A 20,088-nucleotide genomic window follows, 5' to 3' on the forward strand; every position below is an offset into this window, starting at 1 on the left:
GGCCAGCCTACTAAGGCAGCCCCCCGGATACGGCGCGGCATGCGGGAAGGGGCCCCGGCGTGGCACGCGCGCCGGGGCCCCTTCCGGTGGTGGACGTCAGTGCGCTCCCGCGCCGGTCAGCGCCCGCACCTCCAGCTCCGCGTACTTCTCCTCGTCGCGCTCCTTCGAGATCACCGTGCCGATCCAGCCGCAGAGGAAGCCGAACGGGATCGAGAGGATGCCCGGGTTGGACAGCGGGAACCACTGCCAGTCCTGGTCCGGGAACATCGAGGTCGGCGCCCCGGAGACCACCGGCGAGAAGAACACCAGGAACACGGCGGCCAGCAGTCCGCCGTAGATGGCCCAGACCGCCCCCGAGGTGTTGAACCGCTTCCAGAAGAGGCTGTAGAGGATCGCCGGCAGGTTGCCCGACGCGGCCACCGCGAAGGCCAGCGCCACCAGGAAGGCCACGTTCAGGCTCTGCGCGAAGATCGAGAGCACGATCGAGACCGCGCCGATGACCAGGGCGGAGACGCGGGCGACGGTTACCTCCTGCCGTTCGGAGGCTTGGCCGTTCTTCAGCACGTTGGCGTAGAAGTCGTGCGCCAGGCTGGAGGAGGAGGCCAGGGTCAGCCCGGCGACCACGGCCAGGATGGTGGCGAAGGCGACCGCCGCGATGATCGCCAGCAGGGTGGCCCCGCCGAGATCGCCACCGAGGAAGTCGATGCCGAGCGCCTCGGCGAGCTGTGGCGCCGCCGTGTTGCCCGCCTTGTCCTGGGCGGTGATCGCCTCGCTGCCGACCAGCGCCGCGGCGCCGAAGCCGAGCGCCAGGGTGAGCAGGTAGAAGGTGCCGATGATGCCGATCGCCCACAGCACGCTCTTGCGGGCCGCCTTGGCGGTCGGGACGGTGTAGAAGCGGATCAGGATGTGCGGCAGGCCGGCCGTGCCGAGCACCAGCGCGATGCCGAGCGAGAGCAGGTCGATCTTGTTGTAGAACGTCTGGGTCGAATTGCCGGCCACCTCGACGCCGTAGCGCAGCCCGGGTTCGAGGAAGGCGCTGCCCTTGCCGGAGGAGGCGGCGGCGTCACCGAGCAGCGACGACAGGTTGAACTTGTACTTCGCCAGCACCAGCAACGTCATCACCAGCGCGCCGCCCATCAGCAGGAACGCCTTGACGATCTGCACGTAGGTGGTGCCCTTCATGCCACCGACCGTGACGTAGATGATCATCAGGGCGCCGACCATGATGATGGTGGCGACCTTGGCGGTGTCCGCGTCCATGCCGAGGAAGGTCGTCCCCGGCTTGATGCCGAGCAGCAGCGCGACCAGCGCGCCCGCGCCCACCATCTGGGCCAGCAGGTAGAAGATCGACACCGTGATGGTGGAGACGGCCGCGGCGGTACGCACCGGACGCTGCCGCATCCGGAAGGCCAGCACGTCGGCCATCGTGTACCGGCCGGAGTTGCGCAGCAGTTCGGCCACCAGCAACAGGGCCACCAGCCAGGCGACCAGGAAGCCGATCGAGTAGAGGAAGCCGTCGTAGCCGTAGAGCGCGATGATGCCGGCGATGCCGAGGAACGAGGCGGCCGACATGTAGTCGCCGCCGATCGCCATGCCGTTCTGGAAGCCGGAGAAGGACCGGCCGCCGGCGTAGAAGTCGGTGGCCGTCTTGGTCTGCCGGCTGGCCCAGATGGTGATGGCCAGGGTCACCGCCACGAAGACCAGAAAGAGCGTGATGGTGAGGTTGCGGGCGGTGGTGCTGCCCGCCTCAGCCGCGAGGACCGTGTTCATGCGTCACCTCCCCGATCTCGGCGCGGATCCGGTCGGCGACCGGGTCGATCTTCCGGTCGGCGTACCGGGAGTAGAGCCAGGCGATCAGGAAGGTGGAGACGAACTGGAGCAGGCCGAAGACGAGGGCGACGTTGATGTTGCTGCCGAAGAGCTTCGTGCCCATGAAGCCCCGCGCGTAGGCGGAGAGGATGACGTAGAGCGCGTACCACAGGAAGAACGCGACGGTCATCGGGAAGACGAAGCCGCGCAACGCGCGACGCAACCCGGCGAACTCGTCCGACCGTTGTACGGCGAGATACCGCTCCGCCGCCGACTCGGCGGGCGCGGACGCGGGTGTGTCCGTGGACATCTGTGGATCACCACCTTCACAGGCCTGGGAAGTTTCGCGCACCGTAGAGAGCGCGCTCCCATCCAGGGAAGGCCGAGATCGGGGCCGGTCGGCGGCTGCGCCGAACGGTCTGCGGGCTGCGCCGAGTGACGCAGGTCACTCCGACGAGCGGTAGGTCGGGCGGGCGCTCGCCGGGCCACCACGAGCTGTCGCCGGGCCGTCAGGTCAGTTCGTGGTACCGGCCCCGGTAGTGCAGCAGCGGCATGGTCTCCTCGGTCAGGTCGACCGCCTCGATGGTGGCCTCGACCAGCAGGCCCCAGCCGTACTCCCGAGCGGTGTCGAGCCGGCAGCCGGCCCACCCGCCGGCGTCGGCGGGGACCGGGCCGTAGGGGGTGTCGAGCCACGATCCGGTGGCGAAGAGCCCGCCCGGGGAGGGGAAGAGCCCGGCGAACCGGTCGGCGAGCTGCCGGTGCGGCGGCCCCAACGGCGCCACCGCGAACCGGCCGGCCTCCTCCACCGCCGCCCACAGGTCCGACTCCGCGTCGATCAACCCGAGCAGCCGGTCCGGCTCCCCCTCGGCGACCAGGGTGGACGAGACGGTCAGCCCCGCCGGGCCGGGCGCCGTCCAGAGGGTCACCGGCGCCGCCAGCCGACCCCGCAACCGGCGTACGGGCGAGCGCTGCCCGGCGGGCACCGCGAACGGATCGGTGTGGTGGATCTCGGCACCCGGCTCATGATTCACGTGAAACATTGTGCCGCCCCGGGCCCGCGCCCAGCCGATGAAGCGCCCGTGCAGGTCGGCGCGGTGGCGCTACGCCGGTTTGCGTTCCGGCGTGTCGGCGGCCGGAGACGCGTGCCGCGACGAGCGATATGACTCAGAGGCATATTTATGACTCAGCGGCATCACGCTCAAGGTCATGTCCGCCTTCCCGGCGCGACACGCCCGGGGTTTGCGGCGTGTCGGGCTGTCCGGCACGTCGGACACCCCGACCTGCCGCAAACGGGGGTGGCGCGTCCGAGGCGGAGGTGGCTCAGGCCGTACCCCCGTCGGCCGGATCGTCGGCGGCGAGCGAGCGGCGGGCGGCGGCCAGCACCTCGGGGTCCGCGCAGCCGGCGGCGTAGCCGGCGATCCGGCGGCGGATGTCCCGGCTGAGCAGCCAGACGCCGACGCGGTCGGCGACCGGCCGCAGGAACGCCGGCCGGCAGCGGAAGCTGTACCGCCAGGTGGCGACGGTGTGGCCGGGCACCGCAGCGGGCGCGAACCGCCAGCCGCCGGCGAACATCTCGAAGAACCACGGCCCCCGCACCATCTTCATGCCGACGTTCGTCGGCGGCGCGAACGAGACGTACTCGCTGACCATGACCAGGCCGTGCCGGGAGCGGGTGAAGGTCCGCACCCCCTTGCCGGGGCGGGTCGCCCCGTCGGTGAAGTGCTGCTCCCGGACGAACGGGTCCCACCGGTAGCGCACCGGCGCGGTGGTCTGCGACACCGCGAAGGCCAGCTCGGGCGGGACCGGGACGGTCGCCACCGCCTCGACGACCGGCATCAGCGGCGCGGGGTGACGGTGGCCAGCAGCTCCGGCATCCGCCGGTCCAGCACGTCCCCGGCCAGGTACGAGCCGAGCAGCGCCGCCCCCAGCCCGTACGCCGTGCCGAGCGGCAGGGCCAGCCAGAGCCAGGCGTCCCCGAGCAGCGCCGCGGCCACCACCATCGGTACCGCGGCGGCCGCCGAGGCGACCATGGACAGCAGGGTGAGGAAGCTCTTCGCCACCCCCGCCCCGGTGTTCATCGCGAACGGGTTGCTCGTCTCCGGCAGCGAGTACGCCCCGAGCACCGACACGTACCCGTTGATCGCCAATCCAGCCCCGTACGCGGCGAGCAGCGCCCCGCCGGCCACCCCGATCCAGCCGGGCTCGCCCATCACCAGCGCGATCACCACCGACACGATGCCGAGCATCGGCACCACGTACACCGAGAAGGCCGTCATCCGGGCGCGCAGCTCCAGCCGACCGGGCACCCCGGCCACCACGTTCGCCGCGTACGCGCTGCCGTCGAAGCCGAACTGGTTGGCCAGGGTGACCGAGGCGAGCACCCCGACGAAGAGCATCGACAGGCTGAGCAGGACCGGCGACGAGTTGCCGGCGGTGAGGTCCGGGCCGTCCCCGGCGGCGAACTGCGGGCCGCCGAGGTTCACCATCACCGGCACGAAGACCCCGACCACCGCGACGGTGATCAGGTTGGCCCGGCGCCGGGCGTCCCGCCACCAGTAGCGCGCCTCCCGGGCGACCAGCGCGCCGAACCGGTCCCGGCGCGTCCAGGCCAGCGCCCGGGGAAAGAGCTGCGCGACGGCCCCGCCCGCCGGCCCGCGCCGGCCCTTGGCCGGCGCGGCGCTGGCCGCGCCGACCATCGCCGACTCCAGCGACCGCGACCACCAGAGCAGCAGCAGGCCGATGGTCACCGCCGTGATCAGCAACTTCACCGGTACGGCCCAGGCCCGCCCCTCGGCCACGTCCACGCCGACCGTCCAGGGCGCGCCGAACGGGGTCCAGCCCACCACCTCGGCCACCCCGGTCAGCCGGTCCCAGTCGGCCTCCCGCACCGCCGCCAGCACCGCGATCTGCAACGGCCCGAGCAGGGCGGCGACCACCGCGAGCAGCACGCCGGCCAGGTCGCGTACCCGGCGGGACCGCAGCATGGTGGCGAAAGCGCTGGTCACCGCGCGGCTGGCGGCGACGCAGAGCAGCAGCCCCGCGACCACCCCGATGGCCGCGACCAGGCCGGCCGGCCAGCCGCCCAGCGCGGCGGCGGTGACCACCAGCCCGGAGGCGGCGAGCAGCACCGCGAGCACCGGGACGCTGACCAGTGCCGCCGCGAACAGCCCGGCGACCAGGGTGCGGCGGGGCAGCGGCAGCAGCGCGAACCGGGCCGGGTCCAGGGTCTCGTCCACGCCGAAGAAGACCAGTGGCAGCAGCAGCCAGCCGAGCACCAGCAGCCCACCGCCGAACGCGGCGGTCATCAGCGCGTACCGCGGCTCGTCGGCGAAGCCCGGCGCCGCCAGCGCCAGGAAACCGCCGGCGGCGAACCAGAGGCCGACCAGGACGCCGATCACGAACATCGCGATCCGCCAGCCCTGGCCCCGGAAGTTGTTGCCCATCACCCGCAGCTTGAGCCGGACGAAGTGCCGGGCGGAGACCCGCCGGACCGGTTCGGCCGGGACGGTCACCGCGACAGCCACGACAGTTCCTCACCGGTCGCGGTGCGGCCACCGACCACCTCGACGAAGACCTCCTCCAGCGACCGGTCCCCGCGCACCTCGTCCAGGGTGCCGACCCGCTTGATGGTGCCCTCGGCGAGGATCGCCACGTGCGAGCAGAGCCGCTCGACGACCTCCATGACGTGGCTGGAGAAGACCACCGTGCCGCCGCCGGAGACGTACCGCTGGAGGATGTCGCGGATCAGCGCGGCGGAGACCGGGTCGACCGCCTCGAACGGCTCGTCCAGCACCAGCACCCGGGGGCCGTGCAGCAGCGCGCAGGCCAGGCCGATCTTCTTCTTCATGCCGGCCGAGTAGTCGACCACCAGGGTCCGTCCGGCGTCGGTGAGCGCCAGCACGTCCAGCAGCTCGGCGGCCCGCTGGTCCACCACCGCCGGGTCCATTCCGCGCAGCAGACCGTGGTACGCCAGCAGCTCCGCCCCGGTGAGCCGGTCGAAGAGCCGTACGCCGTCCGGCATGACGCCGAGCAGCCGCTTCGCGCCCACCGGGTCGGCCCACACGTCGTGCCCGAGCACCCAGGCGCGGCCGTGGTCGGGCCGCAGCAGACCGACCGCCATCGACAGCGTGGTGGTCTTGCCGGCGCCGTTCGGGCCGAGCAGCCCGTAGAAGGAGCCGGCCGGGACGGCCAGGTCGACGCCCGCCACCGCGATCTTGCCGTCGAACTGCTTCGCCAGGCCGCGCAGCGCGAGCGCAGGGTGCTCACCAGTCATGCGTCCGACCGTATCCGGGCCGGACCAACCCATCCTCCGGCCGCAGGATGATCCCCGGTCATCCCCGCGACGTATCCGCGTCGGATGCAACCGGTCGACTCACCGGCGGGTGACAGGAGCAGGACCGGGACGGGGAGGAACTGTGGACACAGACTCGGGGTTCGAGGAGTTCTATCGAACCACCAGACATCGGGTCGTCACCGTGCTGTACGCGCTCAGCGGCGACCTGACCGAGGCGCAGGACGCCGCGCAGGAGGCGTACGTGCGGGCCTGGCAGCGCTGGGACCGGATCAGCGGGTACGGCGACCCGGAGGCGTGGGTCCGCACCGTCGGCTACCGCCTGCTGGTCAACCGGTGGCGCAAGATCCGCAACGGGTTGACCGCCTACCGGCGGCACGGCCCCGACCCCGCCGTCGCACCACCGTCGGAGAACACCGTCGCGCTGGTGAGCGCGCTGCGGCAGCTGCCGGCCGAGCAGCGCCGGGCGATCGTCCTGCACCACCTGGCCGACCTGTCGATCGCCGAGATCGCCGCCCAGACCGACGCGCCCGCCGGCACCGTCAAGGCCCGCCTCGCCCGGGGTCGCCGCGCCCTGGCTGACCTGCTCGACACCACCCTCCCCGAGGAGGTTCGCAATGCCTGATCCGCTCTTCGCCGACCTGTACCGCGACACCGAGCACCTGAGCTGGGCGCCCACCGATCAGGTACGGCGGCGCGGCCGGCAGCGCATCCGCCGTACCCGGATCGCGGCGGGCCTGGCGAGCGTGGTGGCCGTCGCCGTGGTGGCCGGTGGCGTGGCCGCCCTGGCCGGCGGCCGGGACGCCGCCCCGCTGCCGGTGACGCCGGGAACCGGCTCGCCCACGCCGACATCCACGCCGTCGACCACCCCGGGCCCGACCCGGTCGCCGGGCACCCCGTCCCGTCCCGACGACGCGTCGCCGTCCCGCCCGCCGCAGACCAGTTCCCGGCCGACCACCTCCGCCGCCGATCCGGCGATCCCGACGGCGGCGATGCTCCAGAACGGTGACGGCCCGTCCGGCTACCGGGTCGCCGGCGGCGACATCGACGGTGACTGGAACCTCGCCTTCAGCGCCGCCGGTTGTACCCGGGCCGACCACCCGCTGTTCCGGCTCGACGCCCGCGCGGAGCGGGGCCGCCGCCTGTCGGGCGGTCCCGACCGGATGGTGTTGCAGCGCGTCGAGCGCCTCGCTCCCCGCGACGCCGATCGCTACCTCGGCCTGGTGCGGGACCGGGTGGACTCGTGCGGCGGTGAGAGCGTGACCCTGACCGTGGTCGCCAGCGGCTTCGCCGGCGAGGAGTCCGTGCTGGTCCGTGTCAGGTACACCAGCGGCGGCGAGGCGCTGCACCTCTTCGTCCGCCAGGGTGACCTGGTCAGCGAGCTGTGGCAGAAGGGGCTGACCGACCCGGCGGCGAGCCGGGAGCTCGGCCGCGACGCCGCCCGCCGGCTCTGCGCCGGCACCGACAGCTGCTGACTCACCCCCGGACGCACCGCCCTCCTGCCCCGGGTAGGAGGGCGGTGCGCCGCACGACGTCGGTTCCGCGGCGGCAAGCGAGTCGCCTCGGTATGCGACGCCGACGGCGACCTGATCGGCCTGCTCCAGCCGGCCTGACGATTCCCGGATCTCGTCAGGGGTCACAGCCGCAGCGCCTCGGGGGCGTGCAGCCGGAGCATGGTGGCCCCGACGTCGGCCGGGGCCCGTCGGCGGGTCGCCATCGAGACGGCGACCATCACGGTGAAGGCGAGCGGCACGGTCCAGGCGGCCGGCTGCGCGATGAGCGTGGCCGGCCAGCCGGACAGCGGTGGCCCGAGCACGGTGACCAGGACCGCCGCCACGGCCGCCCCGCCGCCGACCAGCACCCCGGCCGCCGCGCCCAGATCGGTCAGTCCGCGCCACCAGATGCCGAGCACCAGCAGCGGGCAGAAGCTGGACGCGGCGACCGCGAAGGCCAGCCCGACCACCTGGGAGACGTCCAGCCCGGAGACGTTGAGCGCGAGCACCGCCGGCACCCCGCCGGCGATCACCGTGGCCAGCCGGAAGCCGCGTACCGAGCCGCGCCCGAGCACGTCGGTGGAGATCACCCCGGCGACGCTGGTGAGCAGCCCCGACGAGGTGGAGAGGAAGGCCGCGAACGCGCCGGCCGCGACCAGCGCGGCGAGCAGCCGGCCGGTGGCCCCGTCGCCGAGCGCGGCCCCGGGCAGCAGCACCACCACCGCGTCGGTCTGCCCGGTGACCAGCAGTTGTGGCGTGTAGATCCGGCCGAGCACGCCGTAGATGGTGGGCAGCAGGTAGAAGACGCCGACCAGGGCGAGCACCACCAGCGTGGTGCGCCGGGCGGCCGCGCCGTCGGGGTTGGTGTAGAAGCGGACCAGGACGTGCGGCAACCCCATGGTGCCGAGGAACGTGGCCAGGATCAGCGAGTACGTGGCGAAGAGGCCCCGGTCGTCGTCCCCGGCGGTGTCCGGCAGCAGCCAGTCGGCCGCGTCGGTGGCCACTCCGGACACCTCGGGCACCGGGTCGCCGGCGGCGAAGTCGAGGCGGTCGCCGGGGCGTACCTGGAGGATCGTGCCGTCGGCGAAGGTGAGCGCCGCGCGGTGCTCGACCACGACGGTGGTCGCGGTCCGGAACGCCGGCCCGTCGGGCGGGGTCACCGCGGGCCGGGCGTCGGCCTGCCACTGCAGCGCCAGGAAGATCGCGGGTACGGCCAGCGCGGTCAGCTTCAACCAGTACTGGAAGGCCTGGACGAAGGTGATCGCCCGCATCCCGCCGAACGCCACGTTCGTGGTCACCACGACGGCGACCAGCAGCGCCCCCACCGGGTACGGCGAGCCGGCGACGGTGGCCAGGGTCAGCCCGGCGCCCTGCAACTGCGGCACCAGGTAGAGCCAGCCGATGAAGATCACGAACACGGTGGCCAGGGTGCGCAACCGGCGCGAGCCGAGCCGCAGTTCGCAGAAGTCGGGCAGGGTGAACGCGCCGGAGCGGCGCAGCGGCGCGGCCACGAAGAGCAGCAGGGCGAGGTACCCGGCGGCGAAGCCGACCGGGTACCAGAGCACGTCCACGCCGTACTTGAGGATCAGCCCGGCCACGCCGAGGAAGCTGGCGGCGGAGAGGTATTCCCCGCCGATCGCGGCGGCGTTCCAGGTCGGACTCACCGCGCGGGAGGCGACCAGGAAGTCGGAGGTGGTGCGGGCCAGCCGCAGCCCGTAGAAGCCGATGCCGAGGGTGACCAGGGTGACCGCCACGATGGCCGGGACGACGTAGCCGTTGCCCATCTCAGCGCTCCGGCCGCTGGACCAGGTCGGTGAAGTCCTGCTCGTTGCGTTCCGCCAGCCGCACGTACGCCCAGCCCACCGCGATCAGGAACGGGAAGGAGGCGAGCCCGAGCAGCAGCCAGGGCAGGTTGACGCCGAAGACGGTGACCCGCCCGACGGCCGGCGCGATCGCGAACAGCCAGGGCAGGCCGCCGAGCCCGATCAGCACGACCAGGCTCATCCGCAGCGCGAGCGCCAGCTGCGCCCGGACCAGGCCCCGGACCAGCGCCTCGCCGACCCGGGTCTGCTGGGCGAGTTCGACGCGGGTGCGTTCGGCCCGGCTGTCCCGGCGGGACACCTCTGCCAGCACGATGCGCGCCCGCCCGGGTGGCTGTGGCGCCCGGGGGGCCGGTACCGGATCGTCGGCGGCGGTCACCTGGGCAGTCTCGCCTGCTCAGCGCGGATGTCAAGGGTGTCCACCGGGGTTGTGGACAACCTGTGGAGAACGCTTCACCCCTGTGGACAACTCACGAGTTCAACATTAAGACGGCATTAAGTCCCCGCGCGTTCACCCCTTGTGTTGTGGCGCGGTATGTCCTTGCCGGTATTGACTGCGCCCCCTACGCTGGGGCAGCAATTCCCTGTTTCCTCTTCTTCCACGGGGTTTCTATGCGCAAATTCCGCACTCTGCTCGGCGCGACTCTCGCCGGGGCATGTGCACTGGCCGTGGTGCCGGGTACGGCATCCGCGGCTCCGGCCGCCGCGCCTCAGCAGGCGACGGCGGATCTCGCCGACACCACCGGGGCCTACTACGAGGTCTCCCCGGCCCGTCTGATGGACACCCGCGAGGGCCTCGGCGCGCCGAAGGCGAAGATCGGCCCGCTGGCCAAGGTCGACCTCCAGGTCGCCGGCCGGGGTGGCGTACCGACCGCCGGCGTCGGCGCCGTCGTGCTGAACGTGACCATCACCGGCCCGACGATGGACAGCTTCGTCACCGCCTACCCGGCGGGTGTGACCCGGCCCGACGCCTCGTCGGTCAACTTCGCCAAGGGCTGGCTGGGCTCCAACAACGTCACGGTGAAGCTCGGTACGGGCGGCAAGGTCTCCGTCTACAACCGCAACGGTTACACCGACGTGGTGGTCGACGTGGTCGGCTACTACGCCAAGGACAACTCGATGACCAACCGCAACGGTGGTCAGTACGAGTGGTACGAGCCCGACCGCGCGTTCGACACCCGCACCGACCCCGAGGGCAAGCCGCCGGCCGGCACCACCCTCGAGTACGCGCTGGACTTCGGGCCGGAGCGCAACCCGCACATGCGGACCCTGGTCACCAACCTCACCGCGGTGGCGCCGGCGAGCGCCGGCTTCCTCACCGCGTGGTCGGGTGCCACCGCCAAGCCGACCGCGTCCACGGTGAACTACGGCGCCGGCCGCAACGTGCCGAACACCGCGTTCATCCAGACCACCCCGTGCACCGGTGCCGAGCCGTTCCAGTGGTGCACCGTGGGCTCGCGGAAGTTCAAGATCTTCACCTCGGCCTCCGCGCACGTCCTGGTCGACGTGGTCGGCGCGGTCGACGACGGCTTCTCGCCGTATGGCATGCGTTTCGCGCCGATGAGCCCGACCCGGATCGTGGACAGCCGCACCAACCTGGGCACCACCGGCGCCATGGGTCCCGGTAGCGTCCGTCGCGTGACCGTTCCGGGCACGCTGCGCACCCCGGACACCGGCGTGGCGGTCATGAACGTGACCGCGGTGAAGCCGACCAACAACACGGTGATCACCGTGTGGCCGGCCGACATCCCGGAGATCCCGAAGCCGAGCACCAGCAACCTGAACCCGTACGCCAACCAGGTCGTGTCCAACGCCGTGCTGGGCATCATCGAGCCCAACGGGGTGTTCAACGTGCACAACCTGAGCGGCAGCACCCACGTGGTGGCCGACATGGTGGGCACGTTCTACTACCCGGCCGCTCCGGCGGCCACGCTCTCCGGTGACGCCGGCAAGAGCAAGCCTCAGTTCGTGGGCGCCTCCCACCGCTGAGCACCCGCACCACCGAAGGGCGCCCCGGCCGACGGCCGGGGCGCCCTTCGCCGCTTCCGGCGGGTTTCGGGCGCCGGCCCGGTATGCCGGCAGTGCCCCGTTCGCCCTTCCGGACCGGGTTGCCGGCCATCGATCGCCGCCTTACGCTGGCCGAACCTTCCCCCTCTTCTTTCTCTTTCACGGGGTCTTCATGCGCAGAATTCGTGCCCTTCTCGGCGCGACGATCGCCGGGGCGTGCGCAATCACCGCGCTGCCCGGGGTCGCCGCCACTGCGGCCGAGCCGGCGTCCGCTGCCACCATCGACGTCACCGGCACCTACTACCCGGTCTCTCCCGCCCGCCTGCTGGACACCCGCAGTGGCCTGGGCGCCCCGGTCGCCAAGCTCGGCCCGGGCGGGACGCTGGACCTCCAGGTCGCCGGCCGTGGCGGCGTGCCTGCCACCGGCGTCGGCGCGGTGGTGCTGAACGTGACCATCACCGGCCCCACGGCGGACAGCTTCGTCACCGCGTACCCGGCGGGTCAGGTCTCCTCCTCGGTCAACTTTCCGGCCGGCTGGCTGGGCTCCAACAACGTCACCGTGAAGCTCGGCGCGGGCGGCAAGGTGTCGCTCTACAACCGCAACGGCCACACCGACGTGGTGGTCGACGTTGTCGGCTTCTACGCCGCCGACAACACCCTGGCCGGTCGGGGCATGGGTAGCCGCTACCACTCGCATCCGCCCCACCGGTTGTACGACAGCCGGATCGACGGAAAGCGGCCCGCCGGCAGCGTCATCGACCTGACCATGCGCCACGGCGGCGACAACCCGCACGTCCGGGCGCTGATCGTCAACGTCACCGTGGTGGATCCGGAGTCGGACGGCTTCGTGACCGTCTGGTCCGGGGTCGGCGAGCGGCCGACCGCGTCCACGGTGAACTTCTCCGCCGGTACGGTCACGCCGAACCTGGCGTTCGTGCAGAGCCGGCCCTGCGGCGAGAACGATTTCTCCTGCGGCCCGGCCGGGGCGCCGACCTTCCGCCTCTACACCTCCGCGGCGGCGCACGTCGTCGTCGACGCCTTCGGCATGATGGACGACGGCACGCTGCAGTTCGGCCGGCGGTTCCAGCCGATGAACCCGACCCGGATCGTCGACAGCCGGATCGGTCAGGGCATCCCCACCGCACTGGGTCCCGGCGCGACCAGCGCGGTCACCGCCCCCGCCGCGATGGTCCAGAAGGACGAGGACGTCCTGGTGCTGAACGCGACCGCGGTGGCGCCGACCCGGAACACCGTACTCAAGTTCTGGGCGGCCGACTGGCCGGACACCACACCGACGACCAGCAACCTCAACCCGGTCGCCGGGCAGACCGTCTCCGCGGCGGTGCTCGCCGACCTGGGGCCGTACAAGCGGTTCAACGTGCACAACAACGCGGGCACCACGCACGTCGTCATCGACGTGGTGGGCCGGTTCTACTGGCCGTGACGCGGGGCGTGCCCCGGCTCCGGCCGGGGCACCCCTTACTGTTCCTTCTCATCCACGGGGTCTCCATGCGCAGAATCCGCAGTCTCCTCGGCGTGCTCGTCGCCGGGGCGTGTGCCACCGCCGTACTTCCGGGGGTGGCGCTCGCCGCGCCGACCGCGCCGTACACCGTCCTCACCGTCGACGTGGGCGACGCCTACGGCAAGCCGGTCAAGCAGTCCGGCGTCCACGACGGCACCAACTCCACCGTCACCGGCCGCGCGTACGGCACCGGCGGCCTGAGCATGGGGGTGAGCGGCCTGCCGGGCGGCTCCACCATCGCCATGTGGCTCACGCCTCCGGTCGGCCAGTCGTTCACCGCCGGCCAGACCTACCAGACCTCCGGGTCCAGCAACGCCACGCACGCCGGCCTGGACATGTCCTCGGACTCGACCGGCTGCAACGGCGCCTACTCCTACGGCAGCCTCACCGTCCGCGAGATCGCGTACGACGCGGGGACCGGCGCGGCGACCGCCTTCGCCGGGGCCTACGAGTTCCACTGCTCGCCGAACGCCGGGGCGGTCACCGGTGAGCTGCGGTGGAACTCCAGCCTCGACTACGTCGGCGTGGTCTCCTCGCCCGCGCCGGTCGACTTCGGCCGGGTGGCGATCGGCGGCACGACGCCGACCGCGGCGGCCACCTTCCTCGTCAAGGGCACCCTGCCCAGCACCTTCGACGTGGCCCGCATCTCCGGGGCGAACGCGTCGTCGTTCTCCATCGTCGGCAACGGCTGCTCCGGCAGGACGGTGACGCCGGGCAACTTCTGCCGCGTGGTCGTGGCGCCGAAGGCGCTGCGCTGGGGCGACTACACCACCAACCTGGAACTGGCGGACAACAGCGCGTACGGCAAGCGGGTGGTGCCGCTGAAGTTCACCGCGTACGACACGGTGATCGGCATGTACTACCCGCTGGCGCCGCAGCGGCTGCTGGACACCCGCACGGGCCGTGGGCCGATCGGCGCCGACCAGGCGACGGAGTTGCAGGTCGCGGGGCGGGGCGGCGTACCGGCCAGTGGTGTCGGCTCGGTGGTGTTGAACGTGACCGTCACCGGCCCGACCGCCAACAGCTTTCTCACGCTCTACCCGTCCACCGAGTCGACTCCCACCGCGTCGTCGATCAACTTTCCGGCCGGCTGGCTCGGCTCGAACAACGTCACGGTGAAGCTCGGCCCGGACGGGAAGATCATGATCTACAACCGGGCCGGCTCCACCCACGTGGTGGTGGACGTGGTCGGCTTCTACGCCGCCAGCGACACGGTGAAGAGCAGTGTCGGTTGGGGCGGCCAGTACCAGCCCGTGGAGCCCAGGCGGCTCATCGACACCCGTCCCACGGCGCTGGCGGCGGGACAGAGCATCAGCAGTTACGTCGACTTCGGCACGTCCAGCCCGCGGGTCAAGGCGCTGGTCCTCAACATCACCGCGGTCCAGCCGGCCAAGTCGGGCTTCCTGAGCGCCTGGTCCGGTGAGGGACCGGTGCCGACCTCCTCGACAGTGAACTACGGGGCCGGCAAGGTGGTGCCCAACCTGGCCTTCGTGCAGACGGGTAAGTGCACCAACTGCAACGGTCTCCCGTACGCGGTGCCGACCTTCACCATCTACACGTCCCAGGTGACCAACATGGTGGTGGACTTGGTCGGGGTCATCGACGACGGCTCGCTGCCGGACGGGCTGCGGTTCACCCCGCTCAGCCCGACCCGGATCGCGGACAGCCGCAGCGGTCTCGGCACCAACGGCGCGCTCGGCGCCGGCGAGATCCGGAAGATCACCGCGCCGTCGGCGGTGGTCACCTCGACCACCGAGGCGCTGGCGATGAACGTGACCGCGGTGGCGCCGACGAGAGACACCGTCATCACCGTCTGGCCGGCGGACGCCGACCTGGCCAAGCCGGGCGTGAGCAACCTCAACCCGGCCGCCGGGCAGGTCGTCTCCAACGCGGTGCTGGGCGGAATCGGCCCGCAGGACGCGTTCAACGTCCACAACCTCACCGGCAGCGTCAACCTGGTCGCCGACGTGGTCGGACGGTTCTACCTCTACTCGGGCACCGCGAGCACGACCAGCGTGGCCGGCCGGCAGCCGCTGGCCGTACGCGGCACCGGCGTACCCGGCTGACGTTCGTCGTCCGGAAGGGCGTCCCGGCGGTGGCCGGGGCGCCCTTCGACGTATCCGCCGAACAGCCGATGATCAGCTCGGTGTGGCGCACCACCTTGCCGACTGTGGATCAACGCCCCTACGCTGGGCCGGCTTCGCCCTCCCCCTTCTCCTGCCACCCGGGGTCTCCATGCGCAGAATCCGCACTCTTTTCGGCGTGCTCGCCGTCGGGGTCTTCGCGACGGCGGTCGCACCGGCGGTCGCCCAGGCCGCGCCCACCGCGCCGTACACCGCGCTGGTCGTCGACGACACCCAGGTCGGCGGGGACGACACCGGTTCCTGGGACGGCAGCAACGCCACGATGGTCCCGATGCTCAACGACGGCGACCAGTTCGCGCTCGAAGCGCGCTGGTCCGAGCCGTCCGGCCCGAAGTCGACCAGGGTCGACGTCCGGCCGCCGTACGGTGAGACCTGGCAGGAGGGGCGGACCTACCCGGCCTCCACCTCGCCCGGCCTCCAGGCGCGGCTCTACGTGGACGCGGTGCAGTGCGTGTCGGACGGCGTCGGCGCCGTCTGGGTACGTCAGGTGCGCCGGGACGCGACGGGCGTGTTGACCGCCTTCGCGGCGGCCTACGAGTTCCACTGCGCGAACCGCACCGAGGTGGTCGACGGGGAGATCCGCTGGAACTCCGACGAGGGGTACTCCGCGGTGCTGCCGAGCGGTCCGCTCGACTTCGGCCGGGTCGAGGTGGGACGTGCGCCGGTGACCCGTACCGAGACCTTCACCTCGGCGGGGAGCGGCGACGCAGCGTTCGGCACGGCGCGGATCGAGGGCAGCGACCGGGCGGCGTTCGCGATCACCGGCGACACCTGCTCGGGCCGGATCCTCCCGACCGGCAAGGTCTGCACGGTGACCATCGCCGGCGCCCCCACCAAGGGGCGGGTGCAGACGGCCAGCCTGGTCATGCCGGACAACACCGGGTACGGGCAGCGGACCGAGTCGCTCACGGTCGAGGGCTGGGAAGGGGTGATCGGCACCTACTACCCGCTCACCACGCCGTTCCGGCTGATGGACACCCGGAACGGCACCGGGGTGCTCGGCCGTCCCATCGCTCCCGGCGAGATGGTCGAACTGCAGGTCGCCGGGCGGGGTGGGCTGCCGACCGGCGGCCTCAGCGCGGTGGTGCTGAACGTGACGGTGACCGGGCCGACCGCGAGCAGCTTCCTGACCGTGTACCCGGCGGACGAGGAACGCCCCAACGCGTCCTCGATCAACTTTCCGGCCGGCTGGCTCGGCTCGAACAACGTGACGGTCAAGCTCAGCGCGGACGGCAGGGTCAAGGTCTACAACCGCACCGGCCACACCCACGCCATCGTCGACGTCTCCGGCTTCTACGCCGGCAGCAACTGGTTCCAGCCCATGCCGCCGCTGGGCGCCCAGTACCACCCGCTGACGCCCCGCCGGCTCTTCGACACCCGTACCGACGGCGGTGCGATCCCGGCCCGGGGGGCCCGGGAGGGCTTCGTCGACTTCGGTGCGACACTCAGCCCGAAGGTGCGCTCGCTCGTCCTCAACGTCACCGCCGTGGCGCCGGTGAAGGCCGGCTTCCTCACCGTCTGGTCCGGCGAGGGCGCCGTGCCGATCGCGTCGACGGTGAACTACGCGGCCGGCAAGGTGGTGCCGAACCTGGTCGTGGTCAAGACCCGGGCCTGCACCGACTGCGGACGCGGCTACCCACTGCCCGCGTTCTCCGTCTACACCTCGCAGGCCGCGAACGTGGTGGTGGACCTGGTGGGCGTGTTCGACGACGGCACCGTCGCCGACGGGCTGCGGTTCACGCCGGTCAGCCCCACCCGCATCGTCGACAGCCGCACCGGCCTCGGCACGTCGGGTGCGCTCGGCGCCAACGTGACCCGTAAGGTCACCACGCCGTCGGCCCTGGCCACCGACGCCACCCGGGCGCTGGCGATGAACGTGTCCGCCGTGTCGCCCACCACCAGCACGGTGCTCACGGTCTGGCCGGCCGACACCGGCGCGGCCAAGCCGACCGCGAGCAATCTCAATCCGGCGGCGGGTCAGATCGTGTCGAACGCGGTCTTCACCGGCATCGGACCGAAGGACGCGTTCAACGTCCACAATCTCTCCGGCAGCACCCACCTGGTTGCCGACGTGGTCGGCTCGTACTGGCTCTACCCGGCCACCGCGAGCGGTTCGACTCCGTCCGCCACGTCACCCTTCGTCGTGCTGTCGGCCGGACACCGGGCCCGGTAACCGGTCGCAGCGGCGCGGCGGCGCGGCCCGGAGGCCGCGCCGCCGCGCGGTCGTCACAGCCCGACGCGTTCCGGGCGGGCGGTGGCGGAGCCGAGCCAGGTGTGCGGGTTGCCGTACCAGCACCAGCCGAGCTTCGGCGCGCCCTGGCTGATCCAGAGCGCCGGCACCCGCTTGTCCCCGCAGCGGGACCCGACCAGGGAGAAGCACCGGTTGCTGGCCAGCGCGGCGGGGAAGTGGGTGATGAAGGCGATCCCCTCGTCGATGGTCAGCGGCAACCGATCCTGGGCGGTCATGCCCTCCATCGCGGCGGCCGGGGCCAGGTTGCGGAACTCCTCGCCCCGGTCGACGTCGAAGAGCAGGTACGCCGGTCCGGCGGGCGCCTCCAGCTCCTTGATCGGGTCGAACCGGGGCAGGTCGTCGAGGGGGAAGTTCCGGTCGAGGAAGCCGGGCTTGCGCTTGCCGGCCAGCGTGGTGAGCGCCAGCCGATCGGGCACCGGGACCAGGTCGCGGGTGGTCACCAGCAGGAACGGCACCCGAGCGTCGGTCGGGGCGGGCAGCCCGGCCGCGCCGCTGACCGCGGCGTCCCGCAGCGGGGTGACCAGGTCGCGGAAGGCGGTTTCGGTGAGCCCGGCGAGCTCCGGGTAGCCCAGGCGGATCAGCCCGTCGAGCTGGCGGTCGAACTCGGTGGCGGGGTCGAACACGGTCACGGTTGGCCTCCCGTTGTCGTATGGCCTACCGTACAGTGTACGCCAGTCCGGGATTATTCCCGCTCAGCGATTCCAGTCCTGCTTGGCCGCCCGCACCAGCTTGTCCTTCAGCTCTCGGGTGTGCCGCCGGCTCACCGGCAGTTCCGTCCCGTCGATCACCACCACGTAGCCCGAGTTGACCAGCCGCAGCTCGGCGATCAGCTTCAGCTGCACCAGGTGCGACCGGTGGATCCGGACGAACCCGGCGTCGGCCCAGCGCTCGGCGAGGGTCGCCAGCGACACCCGGACCAGGTGCGAGCCGTCGGCGGTGTGCAGCCGGGCGTAGTCGCCCTGCGCCTCCACCCAGCGCACCGCCGACCGGGGCAGCATCCGCGTCGTCCCGGCCAGCTCGATCGGGATAGTCGGGTCCTCCTCGGCCCGGGCCAGGGCCGCCGGGTGTGACGGCACCACCCGGGAGCCGATCACCCGGCGCAGCGACTCGGCCAGCCGGTCGGCGCGTACCGGCTTGCGGACGTAGTCGGTGGCGCCGAGGTCGAAGGCGTCCACCGCGCCGTCGTCGTACGCGGTGACGAAGACGATCGCCGGCGGCCGGGCGAACCGGCGCAGCACCCGGGCCAGTTCCATCCCGTCCAGGCCGGGCATCCGGATGTCCAGGAAGACCACGTCCACGTCGGCGTCGCGGAGCACCCGCAGCGCCTCGGTCGCGTCGCCCGCCGTGTGCAGCCGGGCCACCCGGGGATCGGCCCGCAGGTGGTACGCCAGCTCGTCCAGCGCCGGCGGCTCGTCGTCGACCGCCAGCACCCGGAGGAAACCCGGCGTCGCGTTCACGGTCACGATCCCGCCCGTACGCCGGGGTGGAACTTCGGCACCCGCAGGCTCACCTTCGTACCCGAGCCGGGCCCGGTCTCGACGACCAGGCCGAACCGGTCCCCGAAGACCGATCGGAGCCGCTCGTCGACGTTGGAGAGGCCGACGTGCTGGCCGGTGTCGTCGGTCGGGTCGCTGCCGGCGCGGGCCAGCTCCGCGATCCCCGCGGTCAGCGTGGCCGGATCCATGCCCACTCCGTCGTCCTCCACCGTGATGTGACACTCGGCGCCCGCGTCCCGGGCCTCGATGCTCACCATGCCGGTGCCGGGCTTGCGGGACAACCCGTGCCGCACGGCGTTCTCCACCAGCGGCTGGAGGCAGAGGAACGGCAGCGTCACCGGCAGCACCTCCGGGGCGATCTGCAACCGCACCTGCAACCGGTCGCCGAACCGGGCCCGCTCGATGGTCAGGTAGCGGTCGATCGAGCGCAGCTCCTCGGCCAGCGTGGTGAACTCGCCGTGCGCCCGGAACGAGTAGCGGGTGAACTCGGCGAACTCCAGGATCAGCTCCCGGGCCCGCTCCGGGTCGGTGCGGACGAACGAGCCGATCGCGGTCAGCGCGTTGTAGATGAAGTGCGGGCTGATCTGGGCGCGCAGCGCCCGGATCTCCGCCCGGGCCAGCCGCTCCCGGGACGAGTCCAGCTCGGCCAGGGCGAGCTGGTTGCCGGCCCAGTGCGCGGTCTCCAGGGTCGCCTGCACCAGCCCGGGCGCGGGTGGGGCGTCGGCGACCGCCACCAGCGCCCCGACCACCCGGCCCTGCGCGCTCAGCGGCGCCAGCACCGCCCCGCGTACCGGGCAGTCGACCCGGTCGCAGTGCAGCTCCGACTCGCCGAGCACCGTCGACCGACCCGCCTCCACCGTCCGCCGGGCCGCTGCGAGCAGTTGGTCGCCGTGGTGGCCGCCGCGCCCGTCGAGGGCGAGCAGCGCGTCGGAGTCGGTGAGCGCCAGCCCGACCGCCCCCACCAGGGTCCGCAAATGACGTACGGCCTTCGCCGCGCCGGCCGGGGTCAGGCCGGTACGCAGCGGTTCGGCGGCCAGGCCGGCGGTGTGCAGCACCTCGTAGGTGGCCCGCTGGGTGGCGGTGGCGATGCCCCGCCGGCCGCGCAGCCGCAGCACCGCCCAGAGCGCGGCGGCCAGCGCCGTGACCAGCGAGACGACGCCGACGACGGCGGAGAGGTTGCCATCCACGCAGCGATCCTTGCCGCTGCGGGCCGCCACGCCAAGCCCCGGCCGGGAGTCTCCGGCGGCCGACCCGC

General features: G+C 72.3%; 17 protein-coding genes. 6 read left to right on the plus strand and 11 right to left on the minus strand.

Features of this window, described 5'->3' with window-relative positions; genetic code table 11:
* Positions 1-96: 96 nt before the first annotated feature.
* The 6 genes from FHX75_RS17175 to FHX75_RS17200 form a co-directional block, all read right to left on the minus strand.
* Positions 97-1,770 carry a solute symporter family protein gene (locus FHX75_RS17175; protein ID WP_154941171.1) on the minus strand — a complete coding sequence of 558 codons (1,674 nt, stop codon included), beginning with the start codon at positions 1,768-1,770 and terminating at the stop codon, positions 97-99.
* Positions 1,748-2,119 carry a DUF485 domain-containing protein gene (locus tag FHX75_RS17180; protein WP_154941173.1) on the minus strand — a complete coding sequence of 124 codons (372 nt, stop codon included), beginning with the start codon at positions 2,117-2,119 and terminating at the stop codon, positions 1,748-1,750. The genes FHX75_RS17175 and FHX75_RS17180 overlap by 23 nt, the downstream gene beginning before the upstream one ends.
* Positions 2,120-2,318: 199 nt before the next feature.
* Positions 2,319-2,894, minus strand: a complete 576-nt coding sequence (locus tag FHX75_RS17185; protein ID WP_154941175.1) for a flavin reductase family protein — start codon at positions 2,892-2,894, stop codon at positions 2,319-2,321.
* 235 nt (positions 2,895-3,129) lie between these two features.
* Positions 3,130-3,645 (minus strand): SRPBCC family protein, encoded by a 516-nt coding sequence (locus tag FHX75_RS17190; RefSeq protein WP_154941177.1) that lies wholly within the window; start codon positions 3,643-3,645, stop codon positions 3,130-3,132.
* The gene (locus tag FHX75_RS17195; RefSeq protein ID WP_154941179.1) at positions 3,645-5,333 is read right to left on the minus strand and encodes an ABC transporter permease; all 1,689 of its coding nucleotides are present in this window, start codon (positions 5,331-5,333) and stop codon (positions 3,645-3,647) included. The genes FHX75_RS17190 and FHX75_RS17195 overlap by 1 nt, the downstream gene beginning before the upstream one ends.
* Positions 5,318-6,082, minus strand: coding sequence for an ABC transporter ATP-binding protein (locus FHX75_RS17200; RefSeq protein WP_154941181.1), 765 nt, complete (start codon positions 6,080-6,082; stop codon positions 5,318-5,320). Before FHX75_RS17200 ends, FHX75_RS17195 begins: the two co-directional genes overlap by 16 nt.
* Before the next feature lie 142 nt (positions 6,083-6,224).
* Between FHX75_RS17200 and FHX75_RS17205 the strand changes: the two genes are divergently transcribed.
* Together FHX75_RS17205 and FHX75_RS17210 are read left to right on the plus strand one after the other, a co-directional pair.
* Positions 6,225-6,725: a SigE family RNA polymerase sigma factor gene (locus FHX75_RS17205; RefSeq protein ID WP_154941183.1), complete on the plus strand. Its 501-nt coding sequence runs from the start codon at positions 6,225-6,227 to the stop codon at positions 6,723-6,725.
* Complete coding sequence (locus FHX75_RS17210; RefSeq protein WP_154941184.1) at positions 6,718-7,575, plus strand: hypothetical protein; 858 nt, start codon at positions 6,718-6,720, stop codon at positions 7,573-7,575. The genes FHX75_RS17205 and FHX75_RS17210 overlap by 8 nt, the downstream gene beginning before the upstream one ends.
* 161 nt (positions 7,576-7,736) lie before the next feature.
* Here the strand turns inward: FHX75_RS17210 and FHX75_RS17215 are convergent, their stop codons facing one another.
* Positions 7,737-9,377 carry a sodium/solute symporter gene (locus FHX75_RS17215; protein ID WP_154941185.1) on the minus strand — a complete coding sequence of 547 codons (1,641 nt, stop codon included), beginning with the start codon at positions 9,375-9,377 and terminating at the stop codon, positions 7,737-7,739.
* 1 nt (position 9,378) lies between these two features.
* Positions 9,379-9,792: a DUF485 domain-containing protein gene (locus FHX75_RS17220; RefSeq protein WP_088959760.1), complete on the minus strand. Its 414-nt coding sequence runs from the start codon at positions 9,790-9,792 to the stop codon at positions 9,379-9,381.
* A gap of 233 nt (positions 9,793-10,025) precedes the next feature.
* Here FHX75_RS17220 and FHX75_RS17225 point away from each other — a divergent pair, with 233 nt between their 5' ends.
* The 4 genes from FHX75_RS17225 (at position 10,026) to FHX75_RS17240 (ending at position 17,259) form a co-directional block, all read left to right on the plus strand.
* On the plus strand, positions 10,026-11,402 hold the full coding sequence (locus FHX75_RS17225; RefSeq protein WP_154941186.1) for a hypothetical protein: 1,377 nt from the start codon (positions 10,026-10,028) through the stop codon (positions 11,400-11,402).
* Positions 11,403-11,592: 190 nt separating this feature from the next.
* Positions 11,593-12,864, plus strand: a complete 1,272-nt coding sequence (locus FHX75_RS17230) for a hypothetical protein (protein WP_154941187.1) — start codon at positions 11,593-11,595, stop codon at positions 12,862-12,864.
* A gap of 65 nt (positions 12,865-12,929) precedes the next feature.
* Complete coding sequence (locus FHX75_RS17235) at positions 12,930-15,008, plus strand: hypothetical protein (protein ID WP_154941188.1); 2,079 nt, start codon at positions 12,930-12,932, stop codon at positions 15,006-15,008.
* Positions 15,009-15,177: 169 nt separating this feature from the next.
* Entirely contained in the window at positions 15,178-17,259 is a 2,082-nt protein-coding gene (locus tag FHX75_RS17240; RefSeq protein WP_154941189.1) for a hypothetical protein, read from the plus strand.
* A 53-nt stretch (positions 17,260-17,312) separates the two neighbouring features.
* Here the strand turns inward: FHX75_RS17240 and FHX75_RS17245 are convergent, their stop codons facing one another.
* The 3 genes from FHX75_RS17245 to FHX75_RS17255 all read right to left on the minus strand — a co-directional run bounded on the left by FHX75_RS17245 (position 17,313) and on the right by FHX75_RS17255 (position 20,020).
* On the minus strand, positions 17,313-17,966 hold the full coding sequence (locus FHX75_RS17245) for a DUF5701 family protein (protein ID WP_246158136.1): 654 nt from the start codon (positions 17,964-17,966) through the stop codon (positions 17,313-17,315).
* 63 nt (positions 17,967-18,029) lie between these two features.
* A complete protein-coding gene (locus FHX75_RS17250) occupies positions 18,030-18,800 on the minus strand; it encodes a LytR/AlgR family response regulator transcription factor (protein WP_154941191.1) in 771 nt (256 codons plus the stop codon).
* Positions 18,797-20,020 (minus strand): sensor histidine kinase, encoded by a 1,224-nt coding sequence (locus FHX75_RS17255; protein ID WP_154941192.1) that lies wholly within the window; start codon positions 20,018-20,020, stop codon positions 18,797-18,799. Before FHX75_RS17255 ends, FHX75_RS17250 begins: the two co-directional genes overlap by 4 nt.
* Between the last annotated feature and the right edge of the window lie 68 nt (positions 20,021-20,088).

Origin of the sequence: Micromonospora palomenae (assembly GCF_007829925.1) — a bacterium.
In the GTDB taxonomy this organism is placed as follows: Bacteria; Actinomycetota; Actinomycetes; order Mycobacteriales; family Micromonosporaceae; genus Micromonospora; species Micromonospora purpureochromogenes.

Excerpts from the sequence above, each read along its gene's own strand:
- FHX75_RS17215 (WP_154941185.1), bottom strand. The coding sequence starts at position 9,377 with ATGGGCAACGGCTACGTCGTCCCGGCCATCGTGGCGGTCACCCTGGTC.
- FHX75_RS17200 (WP_154941181.1), bottom strand. The coding sequence starts at position 6,082 with ATGACTGGTGAGCACCCTGCGCTCGCGCTGCGCGGCCTGGCGAAGCAG.
- FHX75_RS17210 (WP_154941184.1), top strand. The coding sequence starts at position 6,718 with ATGCCTGATCCGCTCTTCGCCGACCTGTACCGCGACACCGAGCACCTG.
- FHX75_RS17230 (WP_154941187.1), top strand. The coding sequence starts at position 11,593 with ATGCGCAGAATTCGTGCCCTTCTCGGCGCGACGATCGCCGGGGCGTGC.
- FHX75_RS17240 (WP_154941189.1), top strand. The coding sequence starts at position 15,178 with ATGCGCAGAATCCGCACTCTTTTCGGCGTGCTCGCCGTCGGGGTCTTC.
- FHX75_RS17180 (WP_154941173.1), bottom strand. The coding sequence starts at position 2,119 with ATGTCCACGGACACACCCGCGTCCGCGCCCGCCGAGTCGGCGGCGGAG.
- FHX75_RS17190 (WP_154941177.1), bottom strand. The coding sequence starts at position 3,645 with ATGCCGGTCGTCGAGGCGGTGGCGACCGTCCCGGTCCCGCCCGAGCTG.
- FHX75_RS17175 (WP_154941171.1), bottom strand. The coding sequence starts at position 1,770 with ATGAACACGGTCCTCGCGGCTGAGGCGGGCAGCACCACCGCCCGCAAC.
- FHX75_RS17225 (WP_154941186.1), top strand. The coding sequence starts at position 10,026 with ATGCGCAAATTCCGCACTCTGCTCGGCGCGACTCTCGCCGGGGCATGT.
- FHX75_RS17235 (WP_154941188.1), top strand. The coding sequence starts at position 12,930 with ATGCGCAGAATCCGCAGTCTCCTCGGCGTGCTCGTCGCCGGGGCGTGT.